This is a genomic window from Marinobacter sp. HL-58 (genome assembly GCF_001314605.1).
Taxonomy (GTDB): Bacteria; Pseudomonadota; Gammaproteobacteria; order Pseudomonadales; family Oleiphilaceae; genus Marinobacter.
Map to the genome: position 1 here is coordinate 163,571 of NZ_LIHP01000017.1, position 11,613 is coordinate 175,183.

10 protein-coding genes and 1 tRNA gene are annotated in these 11,613 nt (G+C 56.3%); 7 read left to right on the plus strand and 4 right to left on the minus strand.

Features of this window, described 5'->3' with window-relative positions:
* The first annotated feature begins 81 nt into the window (after positions 1 to 81).
* Entirely contained in the window at positions 82 to 816 is a 735-nt protein-coding gene (locus HLUCCO03_RS16055) for a TetR/AcrR family transcriptional regulator (protein WP_051603842.1), read from the plus strand.
* Here HLUCCO03_RS16055 and HLUCCO03_RS16060 read toward each other — a convergent pair.
* Entirely contained in the window at positions 782 to 2,284 is a 1,503-nt protein-coding gene (locus tag HLUCCO03_RS16060) for a L,D-transpeptidase family protein (RefSeq protein ID WP_197025667.1), read from the minus strand. The two genes, HLUCCO03_RS16055 and HLUCCO03_RS16060, sit on opposite strands and share 35 nt — an antisense overlap.
* A gap of 228 nt (positions 2,285 to 2,512) precedes the next feature.
* Here HLUCCO03_RS16060 and HLUCCO03_RS16065 point away from each other — a divergent pair, with 228 nt between their 5' ends.
* A complete protein-coding gene (locus HLUCCO03_RS16065; RefSeq protein WP_292016741.1) occupies positions 2,513 to 3,193 on the plus strand; it encodes a murein L,D-transpeptidase catalytic domain family protein in 681 nt (226 codons plus the stop codon).
* A gap of 90 nt (positions 3,194 to 3,283) precedes the next feature.
* Positions 3,284 to 3,359, plus strand: a tRNA-Gly gene (locus HLUCCO03_RS16070).
* An 8-nt stretch (positions 3,360 to 3,367) separates the two neighbouring features.
* On the opposite strand, the gene HLUCCO03_RS16075 is transcribed toward HLUCCO03_RS16070, so the two are convergent.
* On the minus strand, positions 3,368 to 4,042 hold the full coding sequence (locus tag HLUCCO03_RS16075; protein ID WP_027831849.1) for a protein-L-isoaspartate(D-aspartate) O-methyltransferase: 675 nt from the start codon (positions 4,040 to 4,042) through the stop codon (positions 3,368 to 3,370).
* 101 nt (positions 4,043 to 4,143) lie between these two features.
* Here HLUCCO03_RS16075 and HLUCCO03_RS16080 point away from each other — a divergent pair, with 101 nt between their 5' ends.
* From HLUCCO03_RS16080 to HLUCCO03_RS16090, 3 genes are read left to right on the plus strand one after another with little or no spacing between them, the layout of a single operon-like run.
* A complete protein-coding gene (locus HLUCCO03_RS16080) occupies positions 4,144 to 4,953 on the plus strand; it encodes an MOSC N-terminal beta barrel domain-containing protein (protein ID WP_027831850.1) in 810 nt (269 codons plus the stop codon).
* Position 4,954: 1 nt separating this feature from the next.
* Positions 4,955 to 6,886, plus strand: a complete 1,932-nt coding sequence (locus HLUCCO03_RS16085; RefSeq protein WP_027831851.1) for an ATP-binding cassette domain-containing protein — start codon at positions 4,955 to 4,957, stop codon at positions 6,884 to 6,886.
* The gene (locus tag HLUCCO03_RS16090) at positions 6,883 to 7,554 is read left to right on the plus strand and encodes a hypothetical protein (protein WP_027831852.1); all 672 of its coding nucleotides are present in this window, start codon (positions 6,883 to 6,885) and stop codon (positions 7,552 to 7,554) included. Before HLUCCO03_RS16085 ends, HLUCCO03_RS16090 begins: the two co-directional genes overlap by 4 nt.
* Positions 7,555 to 7,581: 27 nt before the next feature.
* On the opposite strand, the gene HLUCCO03_RS16095 is transcribed toward HLUCCO03_RS16090, so the two are convergent.
* Positions 7,582 to 8,013 carry a universal stress protein gene (locus HLUCCO03_RS16095; RefSeq protein ID WP_027831853.1) on the minus strand — a complete coding sequence of 144 codons (432 nt, stop codon included), beginning with the start codon at positions 8,011 to 8,013 and terminating at the stop codon, positions 7,582 to 7,584.
* A 103-nt stretch (positions 8,014 to 8,116) separates the two neighbouring features.
* Complete coding sequence (locus HLUCCO03_RS16100; protein ID WP_027831854.1) at positions 8,117 to 8,938, minus strand: hypothetical protein; 822 nt, start codon at positions 8,936 to 8,938, stop codon at positions 8,117 to 8,119.
* Positions 8,939 to 9,383: 445 nt separating this feature from the next.
* On the opposite strand from HLUCCO03_RS16100, the gene fadB reads away from it, so the two are divergent.
* On the plus strand, positions 9,384 to 11,531 hold the full coding sequence (gene fadB, locus HLUCCO03_RS16105) for a fatty acid oxidation complex subunit alpha FadB (protein ID WP_027831855.1): 2,148 nt from the start codon (positions 9,384 to 9,386) through the stop codon (positions 11,529 to 11,531).
* Positions 11,532 to 11,613 lie beyond the last annotated feature (82 nt).

Below are 11,613 nucleotides of genomic sequence, written 5' to 3' on the forward strand. Positions count from 1 at the left end.
AAAACCAACAATAAAACGCCGGGCCGGACTGTTCCGAATCAGGGCAGCAACGGACGGCCGTCGAAACAGGGAAAATGAACCATGGTGCAGGCACAGTTGCCGGAAGCCAGTGTCCGGAGCGAGTTGCCGGAGAATCGATCACTTCGCCAGTCCATTCGCTACAGTGGCCGTAAGACAACGCGGGCCAAAAGCGAACAGCGTCGTCTGGAAATCCTGGAAGCGACGCTGCGCATTGCCGCGCGTGACGGGCTCCGGGGTATCAAGCACCGGGCAGTGGCACGGGAAGCCGGTGTGCCCCTGGCCGCCACAACTTACTATTTTCGCGATATCCATGAACTGATCAGCGACTCCTTCATGCTGTTCGCCGAGAAAGCCAGAGACAACCTCAATGCTTTCTACGACACCATCAACCTGGTGCTGGACACCCTTCCGAACGAAACCCTGCGCCGCGGGGGCGCACATCGTCGGGAGTTGACTTCAAGGCTCTCAGCAATCTCCACTGCCTATCTCCATGAGCAGTTCACCAAGCGCCGGCAACAGGTGCTGGCGGAACAGGTTTTTCTCATGGAAGCACTGCGTGACAGGCGTCTTGCCGGGCTGGCACGAGTCTATCGTGAAGCCTGGACGGCCGGGCTGCGTCAGATACTGGAGCGCCTGGATTCACCATCACCGGACAGGGACGCAGGGCTGCTGGTCAATGTGACACTGGGAATGGGGTACGAAAGCCTGCTTAATGATCAGGAGGTGGACTTTGAGACCCTCTCGGAAACGGTCGAGAGGGTCATCTGCCTGGTTCTGGAGTGTCCAGAAGAGTGATCAGCCGGTGATCACGCTGATAGCCGTCCCTGCGGAATTGCAGGCGATGGTTCTTGTCGATGTATGCCGTGCGATAAGTCATCAGAACCGGGACGCTGCGGGGCAGATGAACATTCCGGGGTTCGCCGCTGGAGTAACTGCCCGTGGCAACGGTCTCGGTTCGCCAGTCGTGGAGGCTGAACAACAGGCCGGCCAGTGTTTCTGCCCCTTCAACCCTTACGCAGCCGTGGCTGTAGAAGCGTTCCGTGCTCTGGAACAGATTTCCTGCAGGGGTGTCATGCAGATAGACCGCATAGGGGTTGGAAAAACGGATAACCACCGAACCCAGAGGGTTTGCAGGCCCGGGCTGCTGTTGCAGACGCACACCTGCTGGTGAGGCCCAGTCCACCTGATCCGGCGCCAGCTCATTGCCTGAATGGTCCAGAACGCGAAGGTTGTGATCTTCCAGATAATCCGGGTCTCGGCGGATCCGGGGTAATTTGTTCTCCATGAAAATTGACGTGGGAATGTTCCAGGCGGGATTGCGGGTGACATGGGTTATCAGGGAACGGACCTCCGGTGTTTCACGGCCGGGTTTGCCGACCTGAACCCGCCCGCTCCAGACAGCCTTTCCCTCGTCATAGAGTGTTGCTTCCGCTCCGGCGATATCAATCACCAGTCCTCTGTGCAGGGGGGCGTTAAAAGGCCATCTCAGGCGCTCGAGGTTGGCCCGAAGGGTATCGATCAGTTCGCCTGGCGGCCTGTTCAGGGCTTCAAGTGTCGACCTGCCGGCCCGGCCGTCCGGATAAAGATTAAAATCCCGCTGGAAACTGCGAACTGCGTTGGCAACTGCTGCATCGTAGGCTTCCGGGTTCCCGTCATCTTGCGGAGGATCGTCAAGGTAGCCCTGGGCCCTGAGGCGTTGCTTCAGGTGCGGGACTCTTGGATCCTCTGATCCTTCCTTCAGCGTCGGGCCTGCTTCAATCAACGGCCACCACGATGGGTAGTCCTGTAGTGCCTGACGGTAAACCTGCAACAGTGCCGGATAGTCGGGGTTCTCCGGGCGGGCAAGCTCAAATGCCTGCTTTGGTGAATTGCCGGCTTCAGCCAGCAGGCCGGAAAGGGCTTCCTGGTGACGGGGAGGGGGCATCAATGGTGATTGCCAGGTGATGCCCCGGGCCTGAGGGTCTATCCTGCCAAATTTCAGATCAAGCAACGCCCGGTGAAAGGTCGTTTCTGCCAGTTGATTTTCACAGTCAGAAAGACTGCCCCACAGCGAAAGGTGTTCCCGGATTGTCACCAGTTCCCTGAGGGAATACAGGTCGGGGTGGAGCCCGTGCCGGTACAGATTTCTGAGCCCGTCGATGAGTTCGTCAAGGCGCTCGCTGTCTGACCAGTCGGCTGCCATTCCGGTTGTCTCGCACCTGAGGAGGTCATCGCCATGCACGGCGGCAGCCGGGGCGCTGAACGAAAACAGAAGGGTTGCCAACAGCGCGATCCCGCCGCGTTGCCCTGTGTGCTGAATTGTATAAATAGTGTACATCATGACGGACATCCACAATTTCCCTGTTAGAATGCGCGACACTTCTGATCATTGGCCAGGCCGCTGGCCGGACCGGTGGGCAAACCCGGTCTTATCTTTTGTGTGACAGCCGGTGAGGAACCGTTAATGCACGTTGCCTGTTTCAGACGATACCTTGTTTTCACCTTCGCGATAATGTCGGTTTTCTTGTTCGCCGCTGAAAGCACTGCCGATGACTTTGACAGCGAAACCTTCAGAAAATTATCGGCCGAGGCACCGGAACTGAACGCAATGGTGCTTGAAAAAGCATTACAGGCATCCCGTTGCGCGGTCAGTAACGGTATCAGCGTACCAGAACGGCTGGCAGTCATTGACTTTTCTCTGCCATCAGCCAGACAACGCCTCTGGATATTTGACCTGAAAGAGCATCGGCTCCTGCTTCGGGATCTGGTTGCCCATGGCAAGAACTCCGGTATGACGAGTCCCAGCATGTTCTCGAATATCGAGGGTAGTCATCAGTCCAGCATCGGGCTGTTCAGAGCCCAGGAATCCTACCGTGGAAAGCACGGCTACTCCCTTCGCCTTGATGGCCTCGAGCCCGGTATTAACGACCTGGCACGCCAGCGGGCCATTGTCATTCATGGAGCAGACTATGTGAACGAGGACTGGGTCCGCGATTACGGCCGAATCGGACGCAGCCATGGCTGCCCGGCGGTGGGGCGAGACGTTATCCGCCAGGTGGTCGATAATCTCAAGGGAGGCCAGTTGGTGTTCAAATATTATCCGGACGAGCAATGGTTGCAGTCATCCGGCCTGTTGAACTGCGAGAAGGGGCAGGTTGCAGACAGCAAGGCGCCTTCGGGTAGCCGAAGCTGAGCTCAGTTGCGATAACAGGCAACACTATTTACTGGCAAAAAACAGTTGACGGACAATGACGAATCCGTAGAATACGCGTCCGTTGATCAAGCGGGAATAGCTCAGTTGGTAGAGCACAACCTTGCCAAGGTTGGGGTCGCGAGTTCGAATCTCGTTTCCCGCTCCATTTCATGATCATCGCCACTTTGCCTCACTCTCGCTCCAGCCTTCTTCACCAATCAGCGGTACGAACCTGACGCCACCCAGGTCTTCAGTCTGTGTTTTAGCAGCAGCAACGCGGGTAACCCGTAAAAGCTGTTGCCGGTGTTGGTCCGGGCCTGCCGGAATCACCAGGCGCCCGCCTATGACCAGCTGGCTGACCAGGGATTTCGGAACATCGGGCCCGCCTGCCGTTACCACAATAGCGTCATACGGGGCGTGTTCCGGCCAGCCAAGCGTGCCATCGCCGCAAAGAACCGCAACATTGTCATAGCCAAGCTCTTCCAGTCGTTCAGCGGCATGGTCCGCCAGTAACGGGTAGCGCTCGATCGTGTAAACCTGCTTCACAATACTGGCCAGAACAGCCGCGGCGTAGCCAGAGCCGGTGCCGATTTCCAGCACTTTATCATCCGGCCCGAGCTGCATTGCTTCTGTCATCAGGGCCACGATGTAGGGCTGGGAAATGGTCTGCCCTTCCTCGATTGGCAGCGGGGAGTCCCTGTAGGCAGAATCAACCAGGTCACGGCCAACAAATGCCTCCCTCGGAACGGTCGCCATTGCTTTGAGGACCCGCTTGTCACTGATACCCCTTGCTTCCAGTAAATCAAGGAATTGCTGTTTATCTTTGCGTTGGAACAGTTCCCTGGTCATGTCGGATCTCCCCGTCTTCCTCTTCGCTGCAGCCCCGGCCCGGCTTTGTCGGGTATACTCCGTGATCATGATTTTATCACTACCCATGTTACGGGGGCGCCATGCGGGTACATTCATTATACGTCTATCCGGTCAAATCCCTGGCCGGAATTCAGGTTACTTCCTTTCGTATGGATGATTTCGGGCCGGAAGGCGATCGGCGATGGATGATTGTGGATGCGGACCGGGAGTTTGTTACCCAGCGCAGCAACCCGGAACTGGCCCGGATAACAACCCGGTTGGCGGCGGGGCAGGTGTTCATCGATATCCCGGGGGAAGGGGAGTTCGCGCTCGTTCCGGGCCAGGAGGAATGCCGGGTAAGAGTCTGGCGGGACTGGGCCAAAGGGGTATACGGTGGCCAGGAGGCCTCCGGGGCCCTGTCCAGGTATTGCGGCCAGAACCTGCGATTCGTCTACATGCCTGATGATACTTTTCGCCGCGTTGATGCCAGCCGGGTTACCGAGTATCGTCGGGTCAGTTTCGCTGATGGCTTTCCATTCCTGATCACCAACCTTGCTTCGTTGGAAGAGCTGAATTGTCGGTTGGCCACGGCAGTGGAAATGCGCCGTTTCAGGCCCAATATCGTAGTAGATGGTGCCAGGCCGTGGGAGGAAGACAACTGGAAAGCGTTGTCTGTCGGCAGTTTCGAATTCAGCCTGGTAAAACCCTGCTCACGATGCGTCATGACCACCATAGACCCCGACGCCGGCACCAAATCGGCCGATCTGCAGCCACTGCGTGAACTCGGCACCTACCGGCGAACGCCAGACGGTGTGATCTTCGGAATGAATGCCATTCATGAATCAGCCGGGGAGATCCATGTGGGAAACCCGGTGACCCTTTTATCGACTGTAACCACGGAGAATCTGTAACGTGCCATTGTTAACGCTGGATGCCGTATCCCTGGCCTTTGGCATGCAGCCATTGCTTGACCAGGCCTCCATGACCATGGAGCCCGGAGAACGTGTTTGTCTTCTTGGACGAAACGGGGAAGGAAAATCCACCTTGCTGAAAATTGTCACCGGCGAGGTGGTGCCGGATGCTGGCACGGTGAGACTGGAAGACGGCGCGAAGCTGTCGGTATTGCCCCAGAATCTCCCGGTGAACGATACACGGACTGCCTATGAAGCGGTATCCGGTGCGTTTCCGGAAACCGGAGACCTGCTGGCGGAATTCCACCAGTTGTCCCAGAATGCGGATGAAGCCAGCCTTGACCGGATGATGAAGGTCCAGGAGCGCCTGGAAGCGCTTGATGGCTGGCGCCTTGACCAGAAGGTCGGCGCCATTCTCGCGCAGTACGGCATCGATCCGGATCAGCGGCTGAATACGCTTTCCGGTGGGTGGCAGAGGCGCGTACTGCTGGCCCGCGCACTGGTTACAGAGCCGGATGTACTGCTGCTGGACGAACCGACCAACCATCTTGATGTGCCGGCCATTGCCTGGCTGGAAGAGGCCCTGTCCCAGTTCCGCGGTGCGATACTCTTTGTCAGCCACGACCGGGCCTTTATCCGCAGGCTGGCAACCCGGATTGTGGAGCTTGACCGCGGCCACCTGGTGAGCTTTGCCGCCACCTATGACCGCTATCTGGACCTCAAGGAAAAGGCGCTGGAAGAAGAGGAGCGCCAGAATGCCCTGTTCGACAAGCGCCTGAAGCAGGAAGAAGCCTGGATACGCCAGGGCATCAAGGCGCGCAGAACCCGCAACATGGGCCGGGTGCGGGCGCTCAAGGCCATGCGGGAGGAGCGGCGCCAGCGGCGCGAACGCGGGGGCACAGCCAGCTTCTCGGTGGAGGATGCTGCCCGATCCGGAAAGCTGGTGGTTGAAGCCCGTGATGCCGGGTTCTCCTACCCTGATGGCACTCCGGTTATCCGGGATATGAACATGACGGTGCTGAGGGGTGACAAGATCGGCCTGGTTGGCGAAAACGGAACTGGTAAAACCACGCTGGTTCGCCTGCTTCTGGGGGACCTGAAGCCCACCGAAGGCCAAATCCGTTTGGGCACCAATCTTCAGGTTGCCTATTTTGATCAGCTTCGCGGTGAGCTGGATCTGGAACGCAACGCCCTGGATAACCTTTCTGAAGGGCGCGAGTTCATTGAAATCAACGGCCAGAGCAAGCACGTACTGGGGTATTTGCAGGAATTTCTGTTCAGTCCGGAACGCGCCCGCTCCCCCGTGCGTGTATTTTCCGGTGGCGAACGGGCACGGTTGCTGCTTGCCAAGCTGTTCAGCAAACCGGCGAATATTCTGGTACTGGACGAACCCACCAACGATCTGGACGTGGAAACCCTGGAGTTGCTGGAGTCCCGTCTGGTGGAGTTTGCCGGTACTGTCGTTGTGATCAGTCACGACCGGGAGTTTCTCGACAATGTGGCGACCGACACCGTATTTCTGGATGGCTCTGGTAAAGTAGCCGAGTTTGTCGGTGGATATACCGACTGGCGACGGCAGGGTGGCCGGTTTCCTTCCGAGGGAGGAAATCGCAAGGCGACAAAGCCGCCAGGGAATGACAGGCCGGCGCCAGCTGCAGAGCCGGCGCCGGTAACGTCCGGTACCGGATCGGCGAAGGCAAAGCCCGCCAAACTGAGCTACAAACTGAAACTCGAACTGGAACAGCTACCGGGCCAGATCGAAGAACTGGAGAGCGAGTTGGAAGATCTTCGACAACGGATTTCGGACCCGGAGTTCTATTCCGGCCCTGCGGACAGCGTATCCGCAACCCTTGCAGATCTTGCCGATAAGGAAGCCCGTCTGGAAAAGATAATTGAGCGGTGGATGGAGCTGGAGGAACAGGCTGATCAATGAACGTAACATACCAATTCAGATTTGAAGACAAGCGGTCCGTGGAGTTCAGGGTCACGGACCAACCGGCAGACGCGAAAGGCAAGCTGCCGGCGTGGACGAGGCTGGAGCACTGCCAGTGCACCAACTGCCCCCTGAAAGCAGCGGATTCGCCCCAGTGCCCGGCTGCAGTAGAGATACTGCCGGTGGTCAACGAATTCCAGGCTGAAGACGCCTATCAGAAGGTGGACGTGATTGTTACCGATGACCGCAGGACCTATTCCAAATCCACTACCCTGGAGGAGGCGCTACGCTCTCTCCTTGGTCTTAAAATGGCCACCAGTGGGTGCCCGGTGTTGTCTGAACTGAAATCCATGGCGGTGCATCACCTGCCGTTTGCCAGCAATGACGAGTTCATCATGAGAAGTGTTTCCCATTACCTGCTCGAGCAGTATCTGGCGAAACGCAATCACCAGGAACCGGACTGGGATCTGAAAGGGCTGGTGGAAAGGAATCAACGCCTGCAGCTGGTGAATCAGGCCCTGTGGCAGCGCATTCATTCGGTCTGCAAGGGTGACAGCAACCTCAAAGCACTGTTGAACTTCTTCTCCATGGCCTCCAGTGTCAGCTTTTCCCTGGAAAGCCAGCTGCGCAAGCTGGAGGCTAAAATGCGGGGGGATGGCGCCCTGTAAGGCGCCATCCGTCAATGTCGGTAAGGATTACTTGATCCGAACTGCCAGCACGTCGCACACGGTTCCATGCAGAACGCCATTGGCAGTGGAGCCAAGAAGCAGCTGAAATCCCCTGCGCCCGTGGCTTCCCACAATCACCAGATCCACGTTCTGTTCTTTCGACAGGCGGTGGATTTCCGACTCGGGGCGGCCAACGGTCACTACCTGGTTGTCCCTGGATATTCCGTATTGATCGCCGTACTGTGCAAGCTGATCCTTGGCTGCCTTGTCCAGTTGATCCTGGAGTTCCGTCAGGTCCATGGGAATATCACCACCATAAGCGTAGCCCACGGGCTCCACCACGTGTGCCAGCATGAGTTGTGCACCATGGGCCTTGCTGACTTCCACGGCCTTTTCAAGAACCTGTGGGGCTTCTTCTGTCAGATCAATGGCCACCAGAATTTTTTGATAGATTGACATCGCATCGCTCCTTCGCGGATGAAGTCTGTATCGGGGCTTATCCAGGAAACACTGTACTCCAAAAGTGTAAACGAATACTGACGAGCATCAAATCAATCAGGTATCAGGCGTCTTCCCTTAACAGGTCAATGGTAGTGGCCAGGCCCTTCAGAATGCCTTTGGAATAGCGGTCAATCACAAATGCAACGTTGTTGTCGTTGTAGTTGATGTAGGAGCCGCGGATAAATTCCCACTTTGATGTCAGATCATTGAGCGTTTTTTTCAGCTGCCCCTCGGCATTACCTTCGGAGACCTCGGCAATGAGGAGATCGAATTCTCTTGCCTGCTCATCAAGTGCCATGTCGTCCGATGAGCCCTGGAAGGTCTGGGAAACCGACGAGTGTGTGCGGGCGGAATACTTGGCCATCATCTGCGCCATGGTAACTGCTGCGGAGCGAGCGGCCTCAATCCTGTTGTTGATCTCCGTTTCCGAGCTTTCCTGGGCCACGGCGTACATTTCAGTCGCGACCTGGCTCATCATCAGTGCCTGGTTGGCCATGTCGGAAACCAGGCGCAGGTCCGGGTAACCGGTGTTGCGCACATCGTTGATGTTGCTGCGCATCAGGTCTTTAAACTTATCGAATTCCACGTTGAGGCTTTCAACCTGGTCGGAGGACAGAACACCGGCGGTGCTGTCTGCGACCGAGTTCATGGAGTCATTGGCTTCGTTGATGGCGGCAACAATTTCGTTCAGGGTTTCTGTGTCACCCGATGAACTGAAACGGTAGTAGGCATCCAGTGCCATGTAATTACTGATGCGGAAGTTGTGCAGGTCGTAGAGAAAGCCGTCCCCTCCGTCTTCCTGTGCACGAACAGTGAACGAAGTAATCAGCAACAGTATCAGGGCGGTTACAAGTGAGCGTACCCGCAGGCGAGCGTCTTTCATCGGATGGGTCTCCGTAAGGCTGTTTTATTATTGTGGACTAAAGTCTTAATCCGAAGGTAAAGTAACTGGGCCGGCCAATCAAGCAGTTTTGCGGGGCGGGGCAGGGGTAAATGTAAACAAATTTAAAATTTACGTGATGAACTTCCTGTTTCTTCTGCATACATCGTTGTAGTTGCTTGATAAACAACAATTCCATTCCCCTCCAGAGGCCGTTCGGCTGATCATTCGGAGGCAGGCCGGGTTGATTCTTCCAGAAACAAATTGACAAACGAGCTGTTTTTTTTCATCGTGTCATCCCACGATTCAAACGACTGTATGAATTCTGGATCGGTTGATCGGGGTAGTGATCAAAAATAGTGACCGAAATCTCGCTGCATCAGCGGCCGTTAGGCGAACGCTTGTGCGGCTGTTACAGCAGTTCCAAACACAGACTGGAGATCAGTTGATGATTTACGAAGGTAAAGCCATCACGGTTAAAGAGATCGAAGGCGGGATCGCTCAGTTGAACTTTGACTTGCAGGGCGAGTCAGTGAACAAGTTCAACCGTCTGACGATTGAAGAGCTCCGCGCCGCGACTGACAAGCTGGAAGCGAAGAAAGGCCTGAAGGGCCTGGTCGTTACCAGCTCCAAGGACAGTTTTATTGTTGGTGCCGATATTACTGAATTCACCGACCTGTTCGCAGGGCCGGAAGAAGACCTGGTTGCCAACAACCTGAAAGCCAACGAAGTATTCAGCGCTATTGAAGATCTGCCTTTTCCCACCGTGACCGCGATCAACGGTATGGCCCTGGGTGGCGGCTTCGAAATGTGCCTGGCTACCGATTACCGGGTAATGGACAAGAAGGCGAAAGTAGGCCTTCCGGAAGTGAAGCTGGGCATTTTCCCGGGCTTCGGCGGCACTGTTCGGCTGTCACGCCTCGTTGGTGTTGATTATGCCGTGGAGTGGATCTGTGGCGGCACCGAGAACCGTGCCGACAAGGCCCTGAAAGTTGGCGCCGTGGACGCAGTTCTTGAGTCTGACCAGCTGGTAGAGGCAGCCGTAGGCATCATCAATCAGTGCAACGAAGGCAAGCTGGACTACCAGGCCCGTCGTGAAGAGAAGAAGGGCAAGATCAAGCTGAATGCCATGGAAAGCATGATGGCGTTCGAGATCTCCAAGGCGTTCGTGGCCGGCCAGGCCGGCAAGAACTACCCGGCGCCGGTTGAGGCCATCAAGGTGATGCAGAAGCACGCCGGTCTGACCCGTGACAAGGCAATCGAGGTTGAGGCCAAGGGCTTCGCCAAGATGGCCAAGACCAATGTGGCCGCGTGCCTGGTTGGTTTGTTCCTGAATGACCAGGAGCTGAAGAAAAAGGCCAAGGCCTGGGAAAAAGAGGCCAACGAGGTGAAGCTGGCGGCCGTATTGGGCGCTGGTATCATGGGCGGTGGCGTTGCTTTCCAGTCTGCACTCAAAGGCACACCTATCCTGATGAAGGATATCAATCAGGATGGCATCGCTCTTGGCCTGAAAGAAGCCAAGAAGCTGCTGACCAAGCGCATCGACAAGGGCAAGATGAAGCCCGACCAGATGGCGGACGTTCTGAACAACATCACGCCCACACTGAACTACGGCGATTTCAAGAACGTCGACCTGGTGGTCGAAGCTGTTGTTGAAAACCCGAAAGTAAAAGATGCGGTTCTGCGTGAGACCGAGGACAACGTTCGCGAAGACGCGATTCTGACTTCCAACACCTCCACCATTTCCATCGACCTTCTGGCCAAGAACCTGAAGCGTCCGGAAAACTTCTGCGGCATGCATTTCTTCAACCCGGTACACATGATGCCGCTGGTTGAGGTCATTCGTGGCAAGAAGACCAGTGACCGCGCTATCGCGACCACTGTTGCCTACGCCAAGGCAATGGGCAAGACCCCGATCGTAGTCAACGACTGCCCAGGCTTCCTGGTTAACCGGGTGTTGTTCCCGTACTTCGGTGGTTTCTCCGGCCTTGTTCGTGACGGCGCTGATTTCCAGCACGTCGACAAGGTGATGGAGAAGTTCGGCTGGCCCATGGGCCCGGCCTACCTGCTGGATGTGGTTGGCATGGACACTGCCAAACACGCCAACGAGGTGATGGCAGAAGGTTTCCCCGAGCGCATGAAGGCCGACTTCAAGTCTGCCGTGGAAGTGATGTTCGAGAACAACCGTTATGGCCAGAAGAACGACAAGGGTTTCTACAAGTATGAGACCGACCGGAAAGGTAAGCAGAAAAAGGTTGTAGACGAAGAGACCTACAAGCTGATCGAGCCGGTTGTTCAGGGTAAGAACGATTTCAGTGACGAGGATATCATCGCCCGGATGATGATTCCGCTGTGCCTGGAAACTGTTCGCTGCCTCGAAGACGGCATCGTCGAAGATCCGGCTGATGCCGACATGGGCCTGATCTTCGGTATCGGCTTCCCGCCGTTCCGTGGTGGTGCCCTGCGTTATATCGACGATATGGGTGTGGACAAGTTCGTCGAGCTGGCAGACAAGTTTGCAGATCTTGGTCCCCTGTACCACCCGACCGAGAAGCTGCGTGAAATGGCCAAGACTGGCGAAAAGTTCTTTGGCTAACCCTGAACGAGATTTCCGAACGGAGAAAGAACTATGAGCCTTAATCCGAGAGACGTTGTCGTCGTCGATTGCGTGCGGACTC